The sequence below is a fragment of the Achromobacter sp. 18P8.1.1 genome, assembly GCF_057799415.1.
In genome coordinates, this window is the sequence record NZ_JBYOKH010000018.1 from 35,686 (window position 1) to 59,270 (window position 23,585).

Sequence of the window (23,585 nt, forward strand, 5' to 3'; positions counted from 1 at the left end):
ATGATGGGTTGCGCGCGATCAATAGCCGAGTTCTAGCTTAAGGACTCTCGCGCTTCACCCATCCTACACGCCCAGGCGGTAGACCACCGTGTCCAGACGGCTGACGCCGGCGCTCTGGAACTTGGGCTCCTTGTCCAGGATGTCGCGGCGGTCGATGATCACCGCGGGCGAGACGCCTGCGAAGATCGCCTGGACTTCACTGTCCACCACCGAGAACGGCGGCCCGGCCATTTCTTCCTGCGGGTAGTCCAGCGTGATCAGCAGGCCCCGGCAGGCGGGCGACAACTGCCCATAGACATGGCGCACGTACTGGGCGCGCATGGCTTCGGGCAAGGCGACCAGCGCGGCGCGGTCATAGACGCCCACGCAGTGCGACAGCACTTGGGCATCCAGCTTGAAGATGTCGCCGCAGATGATTTCGATGTTGCCCGACACGTAGTGCTTGCCGTAGACGGATTCGTGCGTGGCGGGTCGAAGCTCGTTCTCTTCGAAGAACTGGTCCACCGCGAGCTGGGAGAGTTCGACTCCCAACACCGAGTGGCCCTGCGCCGCCAGCCAGACCATGTCCAGCGACTTTCCGGCAAGCGGCACCAACACCCGTCCACCCTTCGGTACGGCCAGCGTGGGCCAGTACTTCTGCAAGAGCGGCGTGATCCGGGTTTGATGAAAGTGCGTGCGCCCTTCGCGCCAGCGTTCCAACCAGAATTCTGCGTCCATACGTTGTCTGCTCCTCCTGTATTTCGGTTGCAAGCTCATCGCTTCTACCGGGCCGGCCGGGGCCCGGACGCCTTGGCGCACCCAGCGTAGCGGGTATCGCCGCCGGCGCGCTTGATTCCGCGCAATCCGGTGCCCGGCATTGTAGTGCCCCGACCCGGGTAAAGCCGATGGGCGCGCGGCAGGGCCGCGCTTTGCGCCACGCCGTCCGATCCGGGTTTACACCTAGAGGAAAAAACGCATCCAATCGCGAGCCAGCCCCGTATCTGCTCATGACGGCCACACAAAAGGAGATCGTCATGAAATTGCTAGCCTCGATTGCCATCGCCTGCTCTGCCCTGACCCTGTCGCCCACGTATGCCGCCGATGTCATGGTCGGCGGACAGGCGATGATGCCCTCGAAGAACATCGTGGCCAACGCGGTGAATTCCGCGGACCACACCACGCTGGTCGCGGCGGTAAAGGCCGCAGGCCTGGTGGACACGCTGCAGGGCAAGGGCCCGTTCACGGTGTTCGCCCCGACCAACGCCGCGTTCGGCAAACTGCCGGCCGGCACGGTCGATACCTTGGTCAAGCCTGAAAACAAGGCGACGCTGACCAAGATCCTGACCTATCACGTGGTGCCCGGAAAGTTGGATTTCGACGCGCTGGCCGCCAAGGTCAAGAAGGGCGGCGGCTCTACGGAACTGACCACCGCCAGCGGCGGCAAGCTGTGGGTGATGATGAACGGCAAGCACAACCTGACCCTGAAGGACGAGAAAGGAGGCGTGTCCACCATCAGCACCTATGACGTCTACCAGTCCAACGGCGTGATCCACGTCATCGATACGGTGCTGATGCCGAAGTGATTGCGTCGGCAAACCGGCAGAGCGAAGGCCCGGCCATCCCGCCGGGCCTTTTGCCGCCGGCCGCGGTTCCGGTATCGTAGGGACCTGACCTGTCCCCCTCCATTCGGAACCGCCGCCTCCATGCTTGCGATCTTGCGCCGCCGTTTTCCGTCCGTACTGTTGTATTCGCCGCTGCTTGCGCTGGCGCTGACCCTGGCGCCGCCCGCCGCCCGGGCGCAGACGGCCTCACAGTTGGACCATGCCTACCAAACCGAACTGCAGGCCGACAACGAGGCCTTGCGCGCCCGCATTCAGCAGTTGCCGCCCGCCATGCAGGAATTGAACGCGCAGGTGTCCGCGGCATTGCGCGCCGGCGACCGCCAGCAAGCGCAGCGCCTGGGCGAAGAGATGGCGCGCCAGGACCCGCGCAATGCGGATGTCCTGCTGTTCCTGGGCAAGCTGCAAAGCCAGCAAGGCAATCCTGCCGCCGCACAGGACCTGATCGACCAGTCCCTCAAGCTCAACCCCGACAACAAGTGGGCCTACATCAACAAGGCCGGCGCACAAGCCGAACGGTCCGACCTGCCCAACGCGTTGGCCACCACGCAGGAACTGACCCGGCGCTTTCCCGACTGGAGCATCGGCTACAACCTGCAGGCCTCGTTGCTGGACGCCTTGGACCGCGAAGCGGAAGCACTTCAAGCCTATCAGAAGGCCGTTGCGGCCAAACCCGCCAGTGCGCTGATCCTGACCAATATGGGCAACCTGCAGCGCAGGCTTGGCCGTGTAAGCGACGCCCGCTTATCCTATGAAGCCGCGCTGCGCCTACAACCCGGATACCCGCTGGCCGAGTCCGAATTGAACAGCATGCCGAAGTGAGCTCCCGATGACCGGAAATCCGATAACACGCCGGACGCTGCTGCTGGCCCTGGCCGGCCTGACCGTTGCCCCATTGCGCGCCATTGCCTCGCCCGAACGGGACGCGATCATCCAACAAGTGTATGCGGCGCCTTCCGGCACCCTGGCCTATACCGGCCAGCACGCGGCCCTGGTACGCCTGCTACGCGTGCTGTGGATGCCCGTCGAATCCGGTGCGCCCACCGTCGATTTCGAGCAACCGCTGCTGGGTGGCGCCGACACATTGGCCATCGCACGCAACGCGCTCAAGACCACGGACGATGCGCTGGCCATTCGCCGCCTGGCGGAAGTGTGCCGTCTGCTGCCCCGCTACGTGGAGTCTCTAGGCATGCTGCGGCCCGGGCGCTACACCGTGCCGGCCGAAATGAAAGAGGCGTTCGACTTTCCGGAAAGCGGTGTCGACGCGCAAGGCGGCTTCACGCTGCAACAGGCGCATCTGACGTTGCTGCGTGCCGCGGTCTGGCGCGAGGTGGATGCGAAGTCATTGCAGGCCGTGCTGCGCGAAGGCGAACGCTTCTGGCCGATGCCGTACATCGACGGCAAACGGCCGTATGGCGATGCCAGCTACTACCAGATCGACATGGCCCGCTTGCTGGGTGAGCCCTATCCGGTGGACGCGAAGGGTTATGCGGTGATCGACCCCGTCAAGGACGCAAGGCTGAAACGGCTGCACTACGAAACGCTGGCGGCGCTGCAAGTCTTCCTGGCCTACTCCACCGCGGGCAAAGCGAAGCGATAGCGCTGTGGCTAGGCGCGGTGGATGAAGCTGCGGATGTCGTCTGCGATCGGCACCACCGCCAGCAGCGTCAGTAGCAGCGCCAACGGCCAGGTTGACCCGAAGCCGAAGTGGAAGAACGAATAGGCGCCCGTCACGCCGCCCACGAAGAACAGCGTCACCATCAGGCTCAGCACGATCAGCTTCGCGCGGTCTGCCCGCACGGGCGGCATGGTCTGGGCATCGCCCTTGGCCACGTTCCAGTAAAACAGCTTGCCCAGTTCGATGCCGATGTCGGTCACCATGCCCGTCACGTGCGTCGTGCGGATCTCGGAGCGCGACACCTTGGTGATCATCGCGTTTTGCAGGCCCATGATGTAGCACAGCAGCATGACCGTGCCCGGCACGTAGAACCAGCGCAAGGTCTCCAGGTTGGCGCCCAGCAGCCCGAAGCCCAGCAGCAGCACGGCTTCGAGCAACAGCGGCAAGGCGTATTCGCTGGCCAGGTGGGAGCGTCGGCCGAAATTGATCAGGAACGCGGAACTGGCCGCGCCGGCCAGGAAGGAGAGCAATGCGGCCAGGCCCTGCAGCACCACGATCATGCCGCCCAACGCCATGTGGTCGGCCATCATCGAAACGATGCCCGACATGTGCGAGGTGTATTGCTGAACGGCCAGGAAACCGCCGGCATTGACCGCCCCGGCGGTGAAGGTCAGGAAGTAGGCAAGATGCCGGTTGGCTTGCGGACTGCGGCTGACGGCCGTCAACCGCCGCAAATACGGAATGGCCACCCTTGTTCCTTCAAAACAGGATCGTTGAACGTCACAGCGAGAAATTCCGAAGGTTGGCGACGCGCTCGGCCAGGCCCTCGGCCCCTAGATAATGGCCCAGTTTGCCCGCACGCACACGGCGTAGGTCTTCCTCGTAGCTATTGGCCATGGAATCCCGCACGTCGGCGTAAGCGGTTTCAATGCCTGCTCCGCAAGCGTGGGCGACCAGGCGCGCGGCCTCGGGCGACCCGCAGGCCACGCAGCGCGCCACGCCCAGCGCATCGGCGACGGCGCCGTGGGCGAGCAGGCCCTGAATCAGTTCGGGAGACGGTTTGCAGTCCAGTCGATGGATCGCCGTGGGGCTGACAGGGGCGCCGGCCTGCAGCAGGGCGTTGGTCGCCGCATAGGCATGCTGCATCAATGCGACCTCGACCGGCTTGGCGCTGCCGCGCAGGGGCAAATCAAACGACATGCCCTGCCCGGCCAATTGCTGCACCAGCGCGGCATCATCCTGGGCCAGCGCATGTTGCAAGGCCAGGCCGGCCAGATGCGGTGACGCAAGCAGCGTGCCGGCCGCCAGCGGGCCGCGCCAGTCCACCCGCGCGCGCAGGTAGAACGCGGTCACCTTGTCCGCCAGGGCCTGCGGCATGCCGTGGTCCGACACGCGCTCGTCCAGATACTCCAGCACGCGCACGCCGGGGCTGTCCTCGTCTTGGTCCGGGTCCGTCTCAAGGCATAGCGCGGCGAATGCCGCGTGGAGGTCCGGCGCGATGGTTGCGATGCCGTCCTGCTGCAAGGCATGGGTCCAGCCCGGCAAGCCTTTCTTCCACGCCACGATGCTGCCCGCGCGCGGGCCGGGCTCGACGGTGACATAGATGCGGTCGCAATACTCGAAGCCGCCGATGGGCAGATAGCGCAGCGTGCCGTTCCAGGCTTCGCCGTCTTCGTCGGCAGCCTCTTCGGCGCAGGCTTGTTCGTGTTCGATCCACCCTTGCAGATCGCGGTAGTGGTCGCTGCCGTCATAGAACAATTCGGCCCAGCTCAGCGCCTCTTCATTGCCGTCCATTGTTGCGCGCAGATCGTAGGCCAGTTCGCCGCCCGCAGTCAGGCGCCACAAGTCGCGCAGCGCGTCTGGCAAGGGGCCGGCGCAGGCCGCTTCAATTTCTGCGATGCGCGTCTCAGCCAAGGGCGGCTGCACGGCGATCAGGACGCGATCCGCGAACAGCGCAATGCCATGCTCGCGCAGCGCGCGGGATTCATCGGGGGAAAAGGAGTCGCTCATGGGAAATCTTCGGAGTTGCCGCTGCAAAGATTCTACTAGCCCACTACCACGCAGATGCCGCCCCCGCCGCGACGCTTGCCACGCCAATGCAAATGGCGGCAAAGCTGGACCTGGAGACGTTTGTCGACGCCTGGTCCCCGGTCCAGCCCTGAACGCCGCCGCGGCTTATGCCGCGCCCGATTCGGCCAGTTGCTTGCGCCGGAATTCGCCTTGGCGCACGTGCATCCAGCCGGGATATTCGGGCGGCAGCGCACTGACCTTGTCCAGCGCGGCCAGTTCGTCCTGCGTCAGCTTGATGCCGGTGGCGGCCAGGTTGTCGTCCAACTGATCGACACGCTTGGCGCCGATGATGACGCTGGTCACCACCTGCTGGTGCAGCAACCAGGCCAAGGCCACCTGCGCGACTGACACGCCGCGCGCATCAGCCACCGTTTTCAGAACGTCGATGCTGTCATAGGCGCGGTCGCGGTCGACCGGCGGGAAGTCGAACGCGGCGCGGCGGCTACCGGCTTCTGCCGACCCGTCGCGGCCGTACTTGCCGCTGAGCAGGCCGCCAGCCAGCGGGCTCCACACCATCAGGCCCACCCCTTCGCTTTGCAGCATGGGGACCAGTTCGCGTTCCAGATCGCGGCCCGCGATCGTGTAATAGGCCTGCAGCGATTCGAACCGCGCCAGTCCCAGGCGTTCGGCGATGCCCAGCGCCTTCATGATCTGCCAGGCGGCCCAGTTGGAAACGCCCACGTAGCGCACATGGCCGTGCTGCACCAGGGTGTCCAGGGCACGCACGGTTTCCTCGACCGGCGTCGCCGGGTCGAACCCATGGATCTGGTACAGGTCGATATGGTCCAGCTGAAGGCGCGACAAACTCTTCTTCACGCTGTCCAGGATGTGCGAGCGCGAATTGCCGCGCGCATTCACGCCGGCGCCGGTCTGGCCGAAGACCTTGGTGGCGATGACCACGTCGTCGCGCGCCACCTTCAGGTCACGCAACGCCTGTCCGGTGATCATTTCCGACCTGCCTTCGGAGTACACGTCCGCCGTGTCGATGAAATTGACGCCCGCATCCAATGCCCGGCCCACCAGCCGGTTCGCGTCCTCTTGTTGCAGGGCGCCGATCTTGCTCCACAGCTCGCCTTCGCCGCCGAAAGTCATCGTGCCCAGGCAGAGTTCCGAGACGAACAGGCCGGTGCTGCCAAATTTCTTGTACCGCATGATTGCACTCCTTCTGGGGGCAGCCGGCCTGCGCGCCCCGGGGTGGGGCGCCGGACGCTGGCTTGCCGGGGTGGAGACAGTATGCGTCCGGAAGGCCGCCCGCGCGCTGCTTGATCCTGCCCCTTTTTTGCCTGATTCTCTGGCAGTAGCGGCAGAGGATCAGGCATGCGCCCGATCCTCCAAACTTTTTGCCCATTTCTCCACACCCCGAAATCACGACTGTCCAGCCCGCCGTTGCTGGGCATACACTGGAGCCCGCTTAATCCTCTGCTCCGCCGGCCGCCCGCGCGGGCGGCACGCCTTCAGGAGCCTCCATGCCTATTACTACCGTTCGACCCGGAGATTTCGCCAGCGCCGCCCCCCTGGACATCGCCTACGAGCCGGCGCGACGCGAGCTGCTTTGCACGCTGGACCGGATGACGGGGGATTTGGAGGGGTCGCTGGATACGCCCATCGAGGGCCTGTACCTGCACCGCCTGTCCCAGCCCACCGGCGCCAAACCCGGCTTGCAAAAAGCCGCGCTGGCGGTCATTGCCCAAGGGTCCAAGCGCTTGCTGATCGGCGACGAGTCCTATGAGTACGACCCCTTCCATTACCTGATCTCGTCGGTGGACCTGCCCGTGGTGGCCAAGGTGTCGGTCGCGAGCCCCACCCTGCCTTATCTGGGCCTGCGCCTGGATCTGAACCCGGAAGAGATCGCGGAACTGATCAGCGACGAGAACCTGCCGCCGCTGCTGCCGGCCGAAGCGTCGCGCGCGCTGTGCGTCAATCCGCTGGGCGGGTCCCTGCTGGACGTCGTGCTGCGGCTGCTGAGGCTGCTGGACACCCCGCGCGACATCCCCATCCTGGCGCCCATGGTCAAGCGCGAACTGCTCTACCGCCTGCTGATGAACGGCCAGGGCGTGGTGCTGCGCCAGACGGTGCTGCAGGACAGCCAGCTCAACCGTGTGGCCAAGGCCATCCGCATCCTGCGGGACAACTACGCCCAGCCGCTGCGCGTGGAGGAGATCGCCCGCGACGTGCACATGAGCGTGTCGTCGCTGCATCACCATTTCAAGCAGGCCACCGCGATGAGCCCGCTGCAATACCAGAAGCACCTTCGGCTGCAGGAAGCGCGCCGGCTGATGCTGAGCGACGACGCCGGCGTCGCGTTGGCCGCGCACGCCGTGGGGTATGAGAGTTCGTCGCAGTTCAGCCGCGAATACAGCCGCCTGTTCGGCACGCCGCCGCTGCGCGACAAGCAGCGCTGGAAAGAGGAATCGGCCGGCGCGCCGGCCTGATCCGGCGAGCGTCGGCAAGCGGCGTTGCCCGCAGGCTTTCCGCCTGGGGACGTGGCGGGCGTTATATGCTCCCCGCTACGTCCCATTATCAGAACAGCGGAAAGTCCATGCACGACTTGAATGATCTCTATTACTTTGTCCAGGTCGTCAGGAACGGCGGCTTCGCGCCGGCCGGGCGCGCCATGGACATTCCCAAGTCCCGCCTCAGCCGCCGCATCGCCCTGCTTGAAGACCGTCTGGGCGTGCGCCTGATCCAGCGGTCCACTCGCACCTTCGCCGTGACCGAACTGGGCCAGGAATACTTCGACCAATGCCTGTCGATGCTGGCCGGCGCCGAAGCCGCACAAGACGTTATCGACCGCACCCATGCCGAGCCGCAAGGCACGATCCGCATGAGCGCGCCGCCCGCGCTGATCTATTACTTCCTGGGCGATGTCGTGGCGCGCTTCATGGAAAAGTGTCCCAAGGTGCACGTGTACTTGAAGAGTTTCTCCCGCCCGGTCGACGTGCTGCGCGAGGGGTTTGACCTGGCCGTGCGCGTGCGCTTCGGGCCCATCGAAAGCAGCGACCTGGTGATGAAGCACCTGGGCACCAGTTGCCAGACCCTCGCGGCCAGCCCGGCGCTTGCGCGCACGCTGCCCGCCGGTGCCGACCTCAGCCAGATCAGCCAACTGCCCACGCTGGCGCTGGGCACCGAGCAGCGCGAATGCCAGTGGCGCCTGGATGGCCCCGACGGCGCCCGGCAGAACGTGCCGTTCACCCCCCGCCTGGTCACGGACGACATGCTGGCGCTCAAGCAAGCCACGCTGCGCGGCGTGGGCGTCGCGGCCCTGCCCTTGATGATGATCCGCGACGAACTGGATGCGGGCACGCTGGTGCCGGTCGGGGCGCCGTGGTATCCGGAGCCGGGCGCCGTCCATGCCGTATTCCCCTCGCGGCGAGGTTTGTTGCCGGCCGTGCGCGAACTTCTGGATTTCATGAATGCGGAGTACCGTGAAAGCGCCCGGCGCGAATACGAGACCCAGCAACGCCACCACATTCCCTTCCTGAAAAGCGGCCTCGCATCGTCCGATTTATAGAACGCTGAGACGCGAAAATCCCGTCTACCGCGGTTATTGGCTTGTATTTAGAATTCTGTTCATGCACTCACGTGTTCAACCCCGCGCCAACACCGCGCACCACGACCTGACGACATAACGGAGCAAACCATGACCAAACCCTATGTGAAGCTGGACAAGAACGAAGCCGCCGTCCTGCTGGTTGACCACCAGGCCGGCCTGCTTTCCCTGGTGCGCGATTTCCAACCCGACCAGTTCAAGAACAACGTGCTGGCCCTGGCAGATCTGGCGGAATACTTCAAGCTGCCCACGATCCTGACCACCAGTTTCGAAGACGGCCCCAACGGCCCGCTGGTCCAGGAACTGAAAGACAAATTCCCCAAGGCGCCCTATATCGCCCGCCCCGGCAACATCAACGCCTGGGACAACGAAGACTTCGTCAAGGCCGTCAAGGCCACCGGCAAGAAGCAGCTGATCATCGCCGGCGTGGTCACCGAAGTGTGCGTCGCATTCCCCGCCTTGTCGGCCCTGGAAGAAGGCTTTGACGTCTTCGTCGTGACGGATGCCTCGGGCACCTTCAACGAAGTCACCCGCAACGCCGCCTGGAGCCGCATGGAGCAAGCGGGCGCCCAACTGATGTCGTGGTTCGGCGTGGCATGCGAACTGCATCGCGACTGGCGCAATGACGTCGAGGGCCTGGGCACGCTGTTCGCCAACCACATCCCCGACTACCGCAACCTGATGGCTTCTTACTCGGCCAACCGGTCGGCCAAGTAATCACGCCCCTGCCCCTCAGGGCGGACGCAAAATAATTGCGTCCGCCCTGCATCCAATGGGGTCTCCCGCGTGTAGTACCTGTACCGGCGCGCATCGTGCGCGCCGTCTACAGGCGCTTTCACGCCGCTGGAGACCACTCATGAAGACCCAACGTTCGAATCGCATTCCCACCGTTGCCGGCCTGTTCGCCGTGTCGCTCCTTGCCGCTTGCGGCTCGATGAGCGCCAAGTCCATGGCCTATTCGCAGACCGACCTTCCCGCCAGCGTCCAGGTGCCCGCGGGCAACAAGGTGGCCTGGGAAACCGTAGGCGTGGGCGAAATCACCTATGAGTGCCGCGCCAAGGCCGACATGAAAAGCCAGACCGAATGGGTCTTCGCCGGCCCCAAGGCGGTCTTGAACGACCGCCAGGGCAAGCAAGTGGGCACCTACTACGGTCCTCCGGCCACCTGGGAAGCCATGGATGGGTCCAAGCTGACCGGCACGCAAGTGGCGGTGGCGCCCTCGGGCGACGGCAACCTGCCCTATCAATTGGTGAAGGCCAACCCTGCGGTGGGAGCCGGCGCGCTGACGGGCGTGACGTATATCCAGCGCGTGGCGCTCAAGGGCGGTGTGGCGCCCAAGACGCCGTGCACGCCGGCCACGCTGGGCCAGAAGAGCCAGGTGCAATACCAGGCCGACTACATCTTCTGGAAGGCAAACTAACAGCCCCGCCCGGGCCGGCCGCATGCGGCGACGGGCCCGGGCGGCGTCAAGAGAGTCCGGTAAGATGGCGCAACCGACCACCGTGCGTACCTTGTCCGCACGGCCGACCACTTCCCGCTCCCGCTCTCGCATGCCGAACCGCCTGACCCCGGATTTCGATTACGAAGCTGCCATCAAGGAGTGCGCCGCCGGCCGCCGGCCCGCACTGGAAGCCCTTTACCGGCAAGAAGGCCCGCGCCTGCTGGGCGTGGCCCAACGACTGCTGCGCGACCGCGCTTGGGCCGAGGACATTGTGCATGACGCTTTCGTCAGGATCTGGAACCAGGCGGGCAGTTTCGACGCGTCTCGCGGGTCGGGGCGCGGCTGGGTCTACAGCATCACCCGCAACCTGGCGCTGAACGCGCTGCGCGACACCGCGCGCGAGACCGGCGTCGATGAAGATACGGCCGCTGCCCTGGACGCCCGAGACGCCATCGAAGCCTGGCACGACACGCGCGACGCCTTCGACTGGCGCGCCAGCGCCGGCCAGATCGGCCCGTGCCTGGAACAATTGGAACCCGTGCGCCGCAACTGCGTACTGCATGCGTATGTGGAAGGGCTGTCCCACAGCGAGATCGCCCAGCGCCTGGGGGCGCCGCTTGGCACCGTCAAAGCCTGGATCAAGCGCAGCCTGCAAGCGCTCAAGGAGTGCCTGGCATGACCGCCGCCCACGAATCCCCCGATAGCCTGGACGACCTGGCGGGCGAATATGTGCTGGGCACCTTGTCTGCCCAGGCGCGCCGCGAGGTACAAGCCCGCCTGCCGCACGATGCCAAGTTGCGCGATGCCATCGCCCGCTGGGAAGAACGGCTGCTGCCGCTTGCGAACCTGTCCACCCCCGTGGAACCGCCAGCCAATCTTTGGTCGCGCATCACGCGCACGCTTGATGCGGAAAACGCCCAACGCCAGCGCTCCGCCGCCCGCACCACGTCCGGCCTTTGGGACAGCCTGTTCTTCTGGCGCAGTCTGGCCGCCGGCGGCATGGCCGCAGTGCTGATCCTGGGCAGCACGCTGGCGCTGCAGCCAGCACCCGCCCCGGGGCCCGCGCAATATGTGGTGGTGCTGGTGGCGCCGCAATCGCAGGCGCCGGGCTGGGTGGTGCAGGCTCAGGCCGGCCAGAACGCCGTGCAACTGGTGCCGCTCGCCGCCACCGAAGTCCCGGCGGACCGCGCGCTGGAATTCTGGACCAAGGCCGACGGTTGGGCCGGCCCCGTGTCGTTGGGCCTGATCAAGCCCGGCGAGGCGGTTCGCATCCCGCTGGACAAGCTGCCGCCGCTGGAGCCCAACCAGCTTTTCGAGCTGACGCTGGAACCCAAGACGGGTTCGCCGATCGGTAAGCCCACGGGCCCCATCCAGTTCATCGGGCGCGCGGTCAAGATGCTGTAGAAGTGCGGTCCGGGCGCAGCAGCCCGGACGCGCAAGCGCTTACTTCTTGCGCAGGAAGGGATACGCCTGCTGCGCCAGGAAGGAGCCCGGCATGTCGTTATCCAGGATGCCGTAATTCTCGGGCAGGCGCTTGCCGACGCCGCGCACGGCGGTGCCGAAGATGTAGTCGATGAACGAAAAATGCGCAGCGTAGTTCTTGTCGATTGCTTCCGTGTCCGACGAGTGGTGCCAGTGATGGAAGTCGGGCGTCACGATGATGTAGCGCAGCCATCCCCACGGCAGCTTCACGTTCGAATGGATCAGCACCGCCTGGAAACCGACGATGATGATGTAGGCGTCCAGCACCGACTTCGAAAAGCCCAGCACGAACAACACGCCCAGCACGGCGACGCGCGTGATCAGCAGTTCGACGATATGCAGGCGCGAGCCCGCCAGCCAGTCCAGCGTGCGCGTGCTGTGATGCACCGCATGGAAGCGCCACATGACCGGCACCTCGTGATACATCCGGTGCGCCGCGTACTGCGCCAGGTCGGCCACCAGCACCGCCACGAACAGCTCCAGCAGATACGGCATGGACTGGATCGCGGCTTGCAGCGGCTCGTAGGCCGCCCACGAAAACAGGCGGTGGATGAAGAAGTTGATGCACAGCAGCACCGCTCCCACCGACAGGTGGTTGAACAGGAAGTGCTTCATGTCCACCTGCCACTCGCCTCGGAACACCGGCTGGCCCGGGTAGAGCGGCGTGAGCTTCTCGAAAATGATGAAGACCGTGCTGGACGCCAGCAGATCCAGGATGAACCAGTCCAGACCCAGATAGGGGTGATTGCCGGTATTGGTCGTCGTCACCACGACCTGGCTGCCGCCGGCCGCCACGGCGCAGCAGACCAGCACGAAGGCGGTGATGTTCAACCAGCGCTGGCGGCCTAACACGGTATTGGCCAGCGCGATCGAGCCCGAGACAAGCAGTGCGCCGAACAGCAAGGTGCGCATGGCGTCCACGGAGTAGAACGCGCGCAGTTCCGGGGTGGTCAGATAGGCCGGAAAGTGGAAGGCCAGCACGCCCAGTACAGACAGGATCGCCAGGAAGAGCGCGATCACGCCGCTCATCATCCCTGTGCCGGCGTGGATACGTCCGTCCTGTCGGAAGAGTTCAAAGACCTGCCGATAGATAGGCACGCGCTGTTTCATGTCACTTTTATGGCTGACCACGGGGAAGCGAGTGTATCGCCGGGCGGAAACACCCATGTAATGAAACGTGAGCATGCGCGACAGAGTTGCTGCCGCCGCGCGACGCCTTGCGTGGCGTCAATGTCGGGCGTGTGGCGGCGGGTTCCGCGGTTGACAAGGCGCGGGCGTTGGCGTGTCATGGAATTGACGCCGATGCGCGTCGTGCCTGGCGCGACACCGGTCCCGTCAACTGGTATCCAAGAGAGGCCCCAATGTTCCCTGAATATCGCCAACTCATTACCCAGCTGAAATCCGAGAATGCGCATTTCTCGGCGCTGTTCCAACGTCATAACGATCTGGACCAGGAAATCAAGAATATGGAAGACGGCATCGTGCCGAGTGCCGGCACCAACATCGAGGTGCTGAAAAAGGAAAAGCTGCAGTTGAAGGACAAGCTGTACGGTTTGCTGCGTGCGGCGGACCAAGGCGGCGGCTGAGCCGCCTGCACCGTTGACGACGGTTGCGTGCTTCGCATTTCAGAAACGGAAGTACGCCACCGTCCGTTCGAACCGCATCTCGATACAGGCCGGGCCGCCACCGGGCAGCTATCGCGGCGTCCGCCCATTGCTTACACTAAGCTGAACGCCTAAAATCTGCTCCCGGACGGGCTCCCGCCTGAAACCCGGAAGAGGAACGTCAAGATGCTGGACAAAGATTTCAAAAATGGCGAGCCGGTCTTGCCGGTGACAGGCTGGGCGATGATGCCCGTCGTGGAATACGATTCGCTCCTGGTCCGCCTGGACTCCATCACGCAAGCCGCTCAATCCCCGGACGAAGCGAGCCGAGGTCGGGTCTACGCGCTGACCTCCGAACAGATCCAGCTGCTGCTGGAATCCCTGCAAACCCAGTTGCAGACGTTGAATGCTTCCCTGGTTGCGGCACGCCCGCATTAAGCAGCGCACGCATGGCGCCGTCTATTAAGCAAAACTGAACTTGGTTTAGGCTATTTAGTTTTTCTAACCTTCCCGCAACGGCTAGTCTGTCGCCCTTTTACAGGGTGATCCATGACAACCGCCTTCATTCCCGGCTTCCTGCTCAGTCTTGGCCTGATCCTCGCGATCGGTGCGCAAAACGCGTTCGTCCTGCGCCAGGGGCTCCGCCAGGAATACGTCTTCGCCATCTGTCTGACCTGCGCGGTGTCGGACGCGATCCTGATTGCCGCCGGCGTGGCCGGGTTCGGACTGGCCGTCGACACCCTGCCCTGGCTGGAACCCGCCATGCGCTATGGCGGCGCCCTGTTCCTGTTCGTCTACGCCGCGCGCAGCCTGCGCTCGGCGTTCCGCACGCAACACGACAGCCTGTCGCCCTCCACCAAACAGACGGCGGGCCTGGCCGCCACGCTGGCCACCTGCCTGGCCTTCACGTGGCTGAACCCGCACGTTTATCTGGACACCGTGGTGCTGCTGGGGTCGATCTCCAGCCAATACGAAGGCGCCAAGACCGCGTTCGCGCTGGGCGCCATGTCGGCGTCGTTCGTATTCTTCTTCACCCTGGGCTACGGCGCGCGCTTGTTGCGGCCCTTCTTCGCCAACCCCAAAGCCTGGCGCGTACTGGACGGCTGTGTCGGGGTCGCGATGCTGGCCATCGGCTTCAAGCTGGTGCTGTAAGGGGCCACGCGACGCGTCATCTACAATCCGATGACGTGCCGGCCTCACCAAGGCGCCGGCCTGCAGCAACACACAGGCAGCATGACTCGCGCGAAAAAAACAGCTTCAACCAAAAGACGCCCGGCAGCCCGGTCCCAATCCAAAGCGGGTAATCGTGCCTATCGATTCCTGCGAGCCCTCCTTCTCTCGTCGCTGGCGAGTTTCGGCGCAGCCACTTATGTCCTGAAACCGCAATGGCCGGCGCAGTTCACGCCGCAAGCCATCCTGGACCGATTGGGATGGCCCGCCCAGGAGACCTACGCGCCCGTCGCGGTGCAAAACGGCGCGCTAACCCAGACGCGATTTGCGGAATGTCCGCAGTTCTTTCCACGAGGTAACCTGCCTGCGGTCCCCGCGCGTCAGAATTTGCGCGAACTTTGCTTTTCCGGCTTCGCCATCCTGCACAACGGCCAGACCAGGACGTCGGTATTCGTCGCCGAACGGCTGAACCGGAAAATGCTGACCCAGGCCCAAGGCTTGCAGCGAACCGACAAGTTCTACGCCGAAGCGCGCCTGCCCAGCGCGGAACGCGCCAACCTGGACGACTACCGGGGATCCGGCTATTCGCGTGGCCACATGGCGCCCGCCGCCGACATGTATTCCAAGGACACCATGGCGCAGAGCTTCTCGCTGGCCAACATGGTGCCCCAGGACCAGATACACAACAGCGGGGCGTGGAGCCGCATTGAGCAAGACACGCGCAAGTACGTCATGCGCGCCCCGGGCGATGTCTACATCTTCACCGGCCCGGTCTACGGCGATAAGCCCAAGACGATCGGATCCGGTGTGGCGGTGCCCAGCCATCTCTTCAAGCTCGTGTACGACGCCACGACGGGACGCTCGTGGGTGCACTGGCAGGCCAACAGCGCCAGCACAAAGGAAGGCCCGCCGATCACGTATGAAGAGTTTGTGAGACGGACCGGGATGCATCTGTTGAATCCATCGGCCGGCTAGAGACACCGGCCGGCTTCCGCCCCGGGGTCTACCGGCCGGGCATGGTCCCGCCCTTGATTCCCGACGTGTTGTCATACGCCCTGACGGTGCGGTCCTTATTGAACATGACCGTCAATTTCTGCTGATCTTGAATCGCGTCATACGCCCCGGTGTTGACGTAGAACCATGTTGCCGTGAGCTTGCCTTCCGGGTCGAAATGCTGGGACAGCGGCGGCCCGAAGTCCCGGACGAGTTCATCGTAGGTCGTGACATCGATCTTGATCGCCTGCACTTTCGCCGGGTCGACCGCATTGCCGGCATCGGGACCGGAACTGGCGCAACCGGCCACGACGGCGGCCAAGAACAGCAATGGCATTCTCATGCAATGACCTCTTCGGGTTAAGCCGCGCGGCGGGGCCGCGCGGGGTGCGCATCGGCGATGCATCACAGGATACCTCAGCCCGTGAGCACGACAGGCGTACTCCCGAATGAGCCCGGTCGCAGTACACCAGGGCGCAACCGGTTGCGCGCGGCGACGCCGTGCCACACCCGAATTGGCGGACCGGCCTCGCCCGCAAACCCCATGCACCGTACCGGCGTCCAAACGCGCTATGGCAAAATCAGCCCAGGCGCGCCAGACAGGACGAAATGGTTTCTGGCCTGCCTGATTCCAAGAACTGTCCCAGGACGATATGAAAATTCACGGCAAGACCGCAGCGGAGATCTACGACTGCGTGCGCACCCTGGCGCTGTCCCGGCAGTTATCCGCGGGTGCATCCCTGCCGCCCGTGCGGGATCTGGCGGTGGACCTGGGCGTGAACCGCAATACGGTCGCCGCCGCCTACCGGCGGCTTGTCACCGCGGGCATTGCCGTGACGCAAGGACGCCTGGGCACGATCATCCGCGACCCATTCCAGGCCGGCGAACAGGAAGGCACCCTGGCCAATTCCCCGCTGACCGATTTCGCCAGCGGCAACCCGAACCCGGCCTGGCTGCCGGACGCCAACGCCGCGCTCCGCCTGCGTCCCTACAAAACCCGGCTGTATGGCGAGCCCATCATCAATGCGGGGCTGGAAGACCACCTGCGCACATGGTTCCAGCCCGATGCCCCTGCCCGTTTCGAGATCGACCTGACGCACGGCGCGGTGGACGCCATCGAGCGGCTGCTGGGCGCCTATCTGGTCGCCGGCGACAAGGTGGCCGTTGAAAACCCTTGCTTCCTCAGCAGCATCAACACACTGCGGACCATCGGGCTTCAAACCGTCGGCGTTCCCGTCGATGCGCAAGGCATGCAGGCCGACGGGCTGGAGGCGGCTCTGGCCAAAGGCGCTCAAGCCGTCATCATCACGCCGCGGGCGCACAATCCCACCGGCTGCAACCTGAGCGACAAACGGGCACGCGCACTATCGCGCCTGCTGGCCAGGCATCCGGACGTCATGGTGATCGTGGACGACCACTTCGCCCTGCTGTCCAACGCGCCCTACCATTCGCCGATTCCCGACAATGCCTACCGCTGGGCGTTGATCCGTTCCTTCAGCAAGGCGCTGGGCCCTGATGTCCGGCTCGCTGCGGTAGCAAGCGATACCGCCACGTCCCGGCAACTGCGCCTGCGCCTGGCCACCGGCACCAATTGGGTCAGCCACCTGCTGCAGGACATTGTCGAAGTCCAGCTCACACAGCCCGAAACGGTCGCGCTGCTTACGCAGGCCCGAGCCGACTACGTTCGCCGCCGGAAGGCACTGGAAGACGCCCTGCTCGCCCAAGACATCGATTTCCTGGCGCAAGGCGACGGCCTCAACCTTTGGGTGCCGCTGCAGACCGACGACCAGGCCATTGCCCTGGCGCTGGCCCGTCAAGGCTGGCTGGTCCGCCACGGAGACGCCTTCTCCGTCCAGGACGCGGTCAAAGGCCTGCGTATCACGATCTCGAACATCGAGCCGGCGCAATGCGCCCGGCTTGCCCAAGACCTCAAGCACAGCCTGGGTTAACCGCCGTTGGCAAGACGTGAGCGCCGCCTGCGCCCGAGCTTTGTCCTAGGACATATATAATAATAATCCAGGACATGATAGGAACTTGAGCCGGCGCCCCCGTCCCATCCCGCCTTTGTCCCCCACAAGGCTTTGGGATTGCCCGTCTTCGCTGTCCCGAGCCGCTGACCGCCACGCCGTTGGCGTCGCCTCGATACAGGACCGACCATGCGCTTCATCTTCCCCATCGTCATCATCGACGAGGACTTCCGTTCAGAGAACACCTCCGGACTGGGCATCCGGGCGCTTGCCGAAGCGATCAAGACCGAGGGCTTCGAGGTAGTGGGCGCCACCAGCTACCATGACCTCAGCCAGTTCGCGCAACAGCAGAGCCGGGCCAGTTCCTTCATCCTGTCGATCGACGACGAAGAATTCACGCCCGACGCCGAAGACGCCCCGGCGCTGCAGAACATCCGCCTGTTCATCAGCGAGGTCCGCCGCCGCAACGTGGATGTGCCGATCTATATCTATGGCGAAACCAAATCGGTTCGCCACATGCCGAACGACATCCTGCGCGAGTTGCACGGCGTCATCCACATGTTCGAGGACACGCCCGAATTCGTCGCGCGCCACCTCATCCGTGAAGCCAGGAATTATCTGGACGGCATTAAACCGCCCTTCCTGAAAGCGCTGCTGGACTACGCGGAAGACGGTTCGTATTCCTGGCACTGCCCCGGCCACTCGGGCGGCGTCGCCTTCCTGAAAAGTCCTGTCGGCCAGGTCTTCCACCAGTTCTTCGGTGAGAACATGCTGCGCGCCGACGTCTGCAACGCGGTGGAGGAACTTGGCCAACTGCTGGACCACAACGGCGCCATCGGCGCCAGCGAACGCAATGCCGCGCGCATCTTCAACGCCGACCACTGCTTCTTTGTGACCAACGGCACCAGCACCAGCAACAAGATCGTCTGGCAGCATCTGGTGGCGCCAGGCGACGTGGTGGTGGTGGACCGCAACTGCCACAAGTCCATCCTGCACGGCATCGTGCTTACCGGGGCCATTCCCGTCTTCCTGCGGCCCACGCGCAACCACCTGGGCATCATCGGGCCGATCCCCAGGGACGAGTTCTCGCGCGAGTCCATCAAGGCGAAGATCCGCGCCCATCCGCTATTGGCGGGGGTGGATGCCGACCAGGTCCAGCCGCGCGTGATGGTGCTGACGCAATCCACCTACGACGGCATCCTCTACGACACCGAGATCATCAAGTCCGCGCTCGACGGCTACGTGGAAGCCCTGCACTTCGACGAAGCATGGATCCCGCACGCCGCCTTCCATCCGTTCTACGGCACGTATCACGCCATGGGCAAGAAGCGCGCGCGGCCGCGCGACTCCATCGTGTACTCCACGCAATCCACGCACAAGCTGCTGGCGGGCATCAGCCAGGCCAGCCACATCCTGGTGCAGGACTCGGCCACGCGCAGGCTTGACCGCCACTTGTTCAACGAGGCCTACCTGATGCACACCTCCACGTCGCCGCAGTACGCCATCATCGCCAGTTGCGACGTGGCGGCAGCGATGATGGAGCAGCCCGGCGGCCAAACCCTGGTCGAAGAGAGCATCATCGAAGCGCTGGATTTCCGGCGCGCGATGCGGCAGGTCGGCGAACAATTCACGGCGGACGATTGGTGGTTCACGGTGTGGGGACCGGACGAACTTGAAGCGGAAGGCATCGGCAGCGCGGCGCAGTGGATTATTTCGGACGAGGGCGACGATGACGCGTGGCACGGCTTCGGGCCGCTTGCCAGCGGCTTCAACATGCTCGACCCCATCAAGTCCACGATCGTCACGCCCGGGGTGGACATGGACGGCCGTTTCGCCGCCGACGGAATCCCGGCGTCCATCGTGACCAAGTTTCTGGCCGAACACGGCGTGATCATCGAGAAGACGGGCCTCTACAGCTTCTTCATCATGTTCACCATCGGCATCACGAAGGGCCGCTGGAGTTCGCTGGTAACGGCGTTGCAGCAGTTCAAGGACGACTACGCCCGCAACGTGCCGATGTGGCGCATCCTGCCGGAGTTCTGCCGGAAGTATCCGCGCTACGAGGAAATGGGCCTGCGCGACCTGTGCCAGCACGTGCACCGGATCTACGCCAAGAGCGACATCGCGCGCCTGACGACCGAGATGTACACGAAGGAAGCGGTGCCCGCCATGAAGCCCAGCGACGCCTATGCGCACATCGCCAATCGCAAGACCGAGCGCGTCGAAATCGACCACCTGGAAGGCCGCATCACCACCAGCCTGATCACCCCTTACCCGCCCGGCATTCCGTTGCTGATCCCGGGCGAGGTCTTCAACCGGAGCATCGTCGATTACCTGAAGTTCTCGCGCGAGCTCAACCGGTCCTGCCCGGGCTTCGGCACCGACATCCACGGATTCGTGGAGCTGCGGGACGACGACGGGAACTTGCGCTATTACGTGGACTGCGTGGCCTGAGTGCGCGTCACGCGGTTATCGCCAGCTTGCGGCGGCGACCAAGCCCGCCGCCGCGGCCGCGACTATCTGCCGGCCTAGCCTTCTATCCCATCCAGCCACGCCTGGAACACCGCGCGCGACGCACCGGCCAGACGCGCTTGCACCTCCTCCGCCTGGGCCCGCAGCGTGCGCGGGTCGATGCCTGCCTGCCCCAGTTCGCAGGCATGGCCGACCAGCCAGCGTTCCATCAAGCGGGTATCGGCCTCCAGATGGAATTGCAGCCCCAGCACGGCGTTGCCCAGCGAGAACGCCTGGTTTTGCCCGATCGACGTCCCGGCCAACCGCGAGGCCCCCGCGGGAATGTCGAACTGGTTGCCATGCCAATGCAGCACCGGCGTGTCGCCCAATAGCGCCAGCGGGGATTCGCGCCCCTCCTCGCTTAACTGCAGCGGTCCGAAACCGATTTCCTTGACGTCCAGCGGATAGACCCGGGCGCCCAGCGCGCGGGCCATCAACTGCGCGCCCAGGCAGATGCCCAGGATCGGCGCGCCCGCGGCCAGGCGGCGCTGCACCAAGGCCAGTTCGTCTTTGACGAACGGATAGGTGGCGTCGTCGAACGCGCCGATCGGCCCGCCCAGCACGATCAGCAGGTCGGGCGCCAGCGCATCAAGCGCCCGCAATTCCTGCGTGGTCGCATCGACGTAACGCACGTCGTAGCCGCGCTCGCGCAGCAGCGGCTCCAGCGTGCCCAGGTCTTCAAAATGAAGATGACGGATCGCAACGGCACTTCGGGTCATGTCGGGACCTTTCAAACAAAAGAAGGTTGCGCGCCAGGCGCATCAAGGGCAGCCGGCAGCGCTCACGAATCGGCGCCGTCGTCTTGCGCAGTCGGCCAATAGTGGCTGTCGGGCAGGGCCCGTGCGCCAAAGATCGCCTGGCCCACCCGCACGACGGTCGCGCCCTCTTCAATGGCGATCTCGAAATCGCCGGACATGCCCATCGACAGCTCGTCCAGCGATATGCCCGCAGGCGCGTCCTGCCGCAGTTGATCGCGCAGATTGCGCAACAGGACAAAACACTGGCGCACCCGTTCGGCCTCGGCCGAGAACAGCGCCAGCGTCATCAGTCCGCGCACGCGCAATGCCGGGAACCCGGGCAGCGCACGCAGGAAGGCCGGCACATCGTCGGGATGCAGGCCGTACTTGCTGGCCTCGCCCGACGTGTTCACCTGCACGAACACGTCCAGCGCGCGGCCTTCGGCCTGCAAGCGCCGCTCCAGTGCCTCGGCCACCCGCAGGCTGTCCAGCGCCTGGAATTCGCTGGCAAAGCGCGCCACCAGCTTGGCCTTGTTGGTCTGCAAGTGGCCGATCACGGACCATTGCAGATCATGCAGGTCCTGCGTGGCCTCCCACTTGCGGAATGCCTCCTGCGGCTTGTTCTCACCCAGCAAGCGGCAGCCGGCAGCATGGGCCAGCCGGATGCTGGCCTCGGGCTTGGTCTTGCTGACGGGCAACAGGCGCACGCTGGCGGGATCACGCCCTACCCGGCCGCACGCCGCCGCGATGCGCGCATGTACCGCCGCCAGGTTATGGCGGAAATCCTCGACCGATTCCGCTTCCGGCCAGCGGTTGTGCAGGTCGTGCAGCGGCTGCGTCTGGGAGATATCGGCGGTTTTTTCAGCGTTCACGGTTTGAGCCTCGGCGACACAACATTGTCATAGGACAAAGATTAACACGATCCCCCTTGCGCGAAAACCGCCTCGGCAGCTCCGTAAAGCGTGGGCAGTGCCGAGGGCTTATTTCGAAAGCGGTATCATGACGCCACCCTACATTACCGGACCCGTAGTTGTGACAAAACCTGCATTGCTGGTGGCGCTGGCCATTGTGTTGGCCGGCTGCTCCAAAGAAGAATCGCCTTGGAACCGCCTGCAGGCAGCCACGCCGCAATTGAAGATCGCGGCCAACACCCCCGACGCCGCCGTGAAGTCCTGGTGGCACGTCCGCGACGAGGAAGAGCGATACGCGGCCTCCGTCTGCAAGGAATTGGCCGAGTTGTACCGCCCGTTCCGCTCGACGCTGGGCGAGCTGTCGACGCAAGCGCTCTCGGCCAATCGGGCAGGCGAAGAAAAATGCGACACGCAAAGCTACGAGCGCGAGGTGGTGAACGTCGATGTCCAATCCGACACCCGCGCGTTCGTCGTGGCTCACGTCCGAAACACCACGCCGCCTACCCCGGGTTATACGATGAACATCGATGAACGGGACAAGAAAGAACGGGGGGTGCGGATGCAGTATCTGCTTGAACGCACCGACAACACGCAAACCTGGAAAGTCGCCCAGGTGTACGGGCAGAATCGGTACTGCACCGTTGCCCCGGTAAACGGATGGTGCCCCCTGTACAACCCGTCCCAGGGGTCCGGCCAGACTTACGTTTTTGAGACTGCCCAGTAGGGAATCGGCGTTTGCGGACCAAGGCGGCGGCATTTAAGGCCGCGCCCGGCTCACGCATCAGTTGACGGTAACGCCCGCCTCACGCACCACATCGCCCCAAAGCGAGATCTCTTTCACGATCTGGTCGCGGAAGTCCTCGGGGCTGCCTGGCGCGGCCGCCTCGCCCGTCGCCTTCAATCGATCCGCCATCTCGGGCAGCACGACGGCAGCATTGATTGCCGCATTGAGCTGGGCCTGGATGGCGGGCGGCACGCCCTTGGGCGCAATAATGCCGTACCACACCGTCACGTCATACGGCACACCTGCTTCGCGTACCGTCGGAATATCCGGCGCCGACGAGACGCGCTGGGGCAGCGTCACCGCCAGCACTTTCAGGCGGTTGTCCGCGCGATACGGCAAGGTCGAGCCCGCGGTCGTCAGCATCGCATCGACCTGGCCGGATACCGTATCGGTCAATGCCGGCGCCGACCCCTTGTACGGGACGTGGATCATGGAAATCCCCGCCGTCTTCAGGAAGGCCTCGGTCGCAAGGTGCGAAATGCCGCCCGTACCCGACGACGCATACGTCAGCACACCGGGTTTCTTCTTGGCCAGCGCGACGAGTTCACCCAAGGTCTCCACCGGCACCTTGGGATTGACGGACACGAAGAACGGCGCGCGCGCAATCATCCCGATCGGCGTCATGTCGCCCACCGGATCGAACGGCAGCTTGTACAGGCTGGGGTTGACCGAATAGCTATTGGAAATCAAGGTCAAGGTATAGCCGTCCGGGGCAGCCCGCAGGCCCTGCTCCACGCCCAGCTTGCCGCCCGCCCCGGGACGGTTCTCGACCACCACGGGCTGCTTCAGACCGTCTGACAGCAACTGCCCCAGCAGCCGCGCAATCCCGTCGTTGCCGCCGCCTGCCGCGAACGGCACGATCAGCTTGATCGGCTGCGACGGATACTCGTCGGCATGTGCGGCCGGCGCGGCAATCAAGCCCGCCGCCAGAGCGGCCGGCAACAACGCCCTGCCGACCTGGCGGCACACAGCATGAATCCTGGACTGCTTCGTCATCCCTCTCTCCTCGTTGACGACGTCGCGCATCGAACGGCGCGACCTTTTTTATCTCTGCGCTGGCAGCGCAACGCCATCGGACGCGGCGCGCGACACGCCGAAAGCGTCTCGCGCGCAGGGTTGCGCCTGGCGTCGCGCAGTATGCCTTATCCC

The 23,585-nt window shown here is 64.7% G+C and carries 24 protein-coding genes and 1 pseudogene; 16 read left to right on the forward strand and 9 right to left on the reverse strand.

Annotated features, from left to right (window positions below):
* Positions 1-63: 63 nt before the first annotated feature.
* Positions 64-717 (reverse strand): thiopurine S-methyltransferase, encoded by a 654-nt coding sequence (locus AC27VE_RS13625; RefSeq protein ID WP_006227844.1) that lies wholly within the window; start codon positions 715-717, stop codon positions 64-66.
* Positions 718-1,013: 296 nt separating this feature from the next.
* Between AC27VE_RS13625 and AC27VE_RS13630 the strand changes: the two genes are divergently transcribed.
* The 3 genes from AC27VE_RS13630 (at position 1,014) to AC27VE_RS13640 (ending at position 3,198) form a co-directional block, all read left to right on the forward strand.
* Entirely contained in the window at positions 1,014-1,562 is a 549-nt protein-coding gene (locus tag AC27VE_RS13630) for a fasciclin domain-containing protein (RefSeq protein ID WP_315138293.1), read from the forward strand.
* Positions 1,563-1,682: 120 nt separating this feature from the next.
* Positions 1,683-2,420 carry a tetratricopeptide repeat protein gene (locus AC27VE_RS13635; RefSeq protein ID WP_488704139.1) on the forward strand — a complete coding sequence of 246 codons (738 nt, stop codon included), beginning with the start codon at positions 1,683-1,685 and terminating at the stop codon, positions 2,418-2,420.
* 7 nt (positions 2,421-2,427) lie between these two features.
* Positions 2,428-3,198: a hypothetical protein gene (locus AC27VE_RS13640; protein WP_427960449.1), complete on the forward strand. Its 771-nt coding sequence runs from the start codon at positions 2,428-2,430 to the stop codon at positions 3,196-3,198.
* Here AC27VE_RS13640 and AC27VE_RS13645 read toward each other — a convergent pair.
* From AC27VE_RS13645 to AC27VE_RS13655, 3 genes and pseudogenes are all read right to left on the reverse strand, one after another.
* Positions 3,167-3,965, reverse strand: a pseudogene (locus AC27VE_RS13645) (YoaK family protein); the annotation flags it as partial. The gene AC27VE_RS13640 and the pseudogene AC27VE_RS13645 sit on opposite strands and share 32 nt — an antisense overlap.
* 31 nt (positions 3,966-3,996) lie before the next feature.
* Positions 3,997-5,226, reverse strand: a complete 1,230-nt coding sequence (locus AC27VE_RS13650) for an SMI1/KNR4 family protein (protein ID WP_488704140.1) — start codon at positions 5,224-5,226, stop codon at positions 3,997-3,999.
* Between the two features lie 165 nt (positions 5,227-5,391).
* Positions 5,392-6,438 (reverse strand): aldo/keto reductase, encoded by a 1,047-nt coding sequence (locus AC27VE_RS13655; protein ID WP_006227839.1) that lies wholly within the window; start codon positions 6,436-6,438, stop codon positions 5,392-5,394.
* A 314-nt stretch (positions 6,439-6,752) separates the two neighbouring features.
* On the opposite strand from AC27VE_RS13655, the gene AC27VE_RS13660 reads away from it, so the two are divergent.
* The 6 genes from AC27VE_RS13660 (at position 6,753) to AC27VE_RS13685 (ending at position 11,681) form a co-directional block, all read left to right on the forward strand.
* The gene (locus AC27VE_RS13660) at positions 6,753-7,718 is read left to right on the forward strand and encodes an AraC family transcriptional regulator (RefSeq protein WP_035214235.1); all 966 of its coding nucleotides are present in this window, start codon (positions 6,753-6,755) and stop codon (positions 7,716-7,718) included.
* Positions 7,719-7,825: 107 nt separating this feature from the next.
* Positions 7,826-8,797, forward strand: a complete 972-nt coding sequence (locus AC27VE_RS13665; RefSeq protein WP_488704141.1) for a LysR substrate-binding domain-containing protein — start codon at positions 7,826-7,828, stop codon at positions 8,795-8,797.
* 129 nt (positions 8,798-8,926) lie between these two features.
* Positions 8,927-9,553, forward strand: coding sequence for an isochorismate family cysteine hydrolase YcaC (gene ycaC / locus AC27VE_RS13670; RefSeq protein ID WP_006227836.1), 627 nt, complete (start codon positions 8,927-8,929; stop codon positions 9,551-9,553).
* A gap of 139 nt (positions 9,554-9,692) precedes the next feature.
* Entirely contained in the window at positions 9,693-10,256 is a 564-nt protein-coding gene (locus AC27VE_RS13675) for a DUF3455 domain-containing protein (protein ID WP_315138304.1), read from the forward strand.
* Positions 10,257-10,386: 130 nt separating this feature from the next.
* Entirely contained in the window at positions 10,387-10,956 is a 570-nt protein-coding gene (locus AC27VE_RS13680) for a sigma-70 family RNA polymerase sigma factor (RefSeq protein WP_035214233.1), read from the forward strand.
* Positions 10,953-11,681: an anti-sigma factor gene (locus AC27VE_RS13685; protein WP_488704142.1), complete on the forward strand. Its 729-nt coding sequence runs from the start codon at positions 10,953-10,955 to the stop codon at positions 11,679-11,681. The genes AC27VE_RS13680 and AC27VE_RS13685 overlap by 4 nt, the downstream gene beginning before the upstream one ends.
* 39 nt (positions 11,682-11,720) lie before the next feature.
* Here AC27VE_RS13685 and AC27VE_RS13690 read toward each other — a convergent pair whose 3' ends face one another.
* Positions 11,721-12,869 carry a sterol desaturase family protein gene (locus tag AC27VE_RS13690; RefSeq protein WP_488704143.1) on the reverse strand — a complete coding sequence of 383 codons (1,149 nt, stop codon included), beginning with the start codon at positions 12,867-12,869 and terminating at the stop codon, positions 11,721-11,723.
* Positions 12,870-13,120: 251 nt separating this feature from the next.
* Here AC27VE_RS13690 and AC27VE_RS13695 point away from each other — a divergent pair, with 251 nt between their 5' ends.
* The 4 genes from AC27VE_RS13695 (at position 13,121) to AC27VE_RS13710 (ending at position 15,508) form a co-directional block, all read left to right on the forward strand.
* Positions 13,121-13,345, forward strand: a complete 225-nt coding sequence (locus tag AC27VE_RS13695; RefSeq protein WP_427960500.1) for an HP1242/YdcH family protein — start codon at positions 13,121-13,123, stop codon at positions 13,343-13,345.
* A gap of 204 nt (positions 13,346-13,549) precedes the next feature.
* Positions 13,550-13,801, forward strand: a complete 252-nt coding sequence (locus AC27VE_RS13700; RefSeq protein WP_488704144.1) for a hypothetical protein — start codon at positions 13,550-13,552, stop codon at positions 13,799-13,801.
* Positions 13,802-13,912: 111 nt separating this feature from the next.
* Positions 13,913-14,515, forward strand: a complete 603-nt coding sequence (locus AC27VE_RS13705) for a LysE/ArgO family amino acid transporter (RefSeq protein ID WP_006227829.1) — start codon at positions 13,913-13,915, stop codon at positions 14,513-14,515.
* An 81-nt stretch (positions 14,516-14,596) separates the two neighbouring features.
* The gene (locus AC27VE_RS13710; RefSeq protein WP_488704145.1) at positions 14,597-15,508 is read left to right on the forward strand and encodes a DNA/RNA non-specific endonuclease; all 912 of its coding nucleotides are present in this window, start codon (positions 14,597-14,599) and stop codon (positions 15,506-15,508) included.
* 28 nt (positions 15,509-15,536) lie between these two features.
* Here the strand turns inward: AC27VE_RS13710 and bamE are convergent, their stop codons facing one another.
* On the reverse strand, positions 15,537-15,863 hold the full coding sequence (gene bamE, locus AC27VE_RS13715; RefSeq protein WP_488704146.1) for an outer membrane protein assembly factor BamE domain-containing protein: 327 nt from the start codon (positions 15,861-15,863) through the stop codon (positions 15,537-15,539).
* Between the two features lie 316 nt (positions 15,864-16,179).
* Here bamE and ptsJ point away from each other — a divergent pair, with 316 nt between their 5' ends.
* Together ptsJ and AC27VE_RS13725 are read left to right on the forward strand one after the other, a co-directional pair.
* Entirely contained in the window at positions 16,180-17,475 is a 1,296-nt protein-coding gene (gene ptsJ, locus AC27VE_RS13720; RefSeq protein WP_488704147.1) for a MocR-like B6 salvage transcription factor PtsJ, read from the forward strand.
* 207 nt (positions 17,476-17,682) lie between these two features.
* Positions 17,683-19,947, forward strand: a complete 2,265-nt coding sequence (locus tag AC27VE_RS13725) for an Orn/Lys/Arg family decarboxylase (protein ID WP_427960482.1) — start codon at positions 17,683-17,685, stop codon at positions 19,945-19,947.
* A 74-nt stretch (positions 19,948-20,021) separates the two neighbouring features.
* Here AC27VE_RS13725 and AC27VE_RS13730 read toward each other — a convergent pair whose 3' ends face one another.
* Both AC27VE_RS13730 and AC27VE_RS13735 read right to left on the reverse strand, forming a co-directional pair.
* Positions 20,022-20,723 (reverse strand): glutamine amidotransferase, encoded by a 702-nt coding sequence (locus AC27VE_RS13730; protein WP_488704148.1) that lies wholly within the window; start codon positions 20,721-20,723, stop codon positions 20,022-20,024.
* A gap of 62 nt (positions 20,724-20,785) precedes the next feature.
* Entirely contained in the window at positions 20,786-21,613 is an 828-nt protein-coding gene (locus tag AC27VE_RS13735; protein ID WP_427960486.1) for a YggS family pyridoxal phosphate-dependent enzyme, read from the reverse strand.
* Between the two features lie 160 nt (positions 21,614-21,773).
* On the opposite strand from AC27VE_RS13735, the gene AC27VE_RS13740 reads away from it, so the two are divergent.
* Complete coding sequence (locus AC27VE_RS13740) at positions 21,774-22,376, forward strand: hypothetical protein (RefSeq protein WP_427960488.1); 603 nt, start codon at positions 21,774-21,776, stop codon at positions 22,374-22,376.
* A 57-nt stretch (positions 22,377-22,433) separates the two neighbouring features.
* Here AC27VE_RS13740 and AC27VE_RS13745 read toward each other — a convergent pair whose 3' ends face one another.
* Positions 22,434-23,432 carry a tripartite tricarboxylate transporter substrate binding protein gene (locus AC27VE_RS13745; protein WP_488704149.1) on the reverse strand — a complete coding sequence of 333 codons (999 nt, stop codon included), beginning with the start codon at positions 23,430-23,432 and terminating at the stop codon, positions 22,434-22,436.
* Positions 23,433-23,585: the final 153 nt, after the last annotated feature.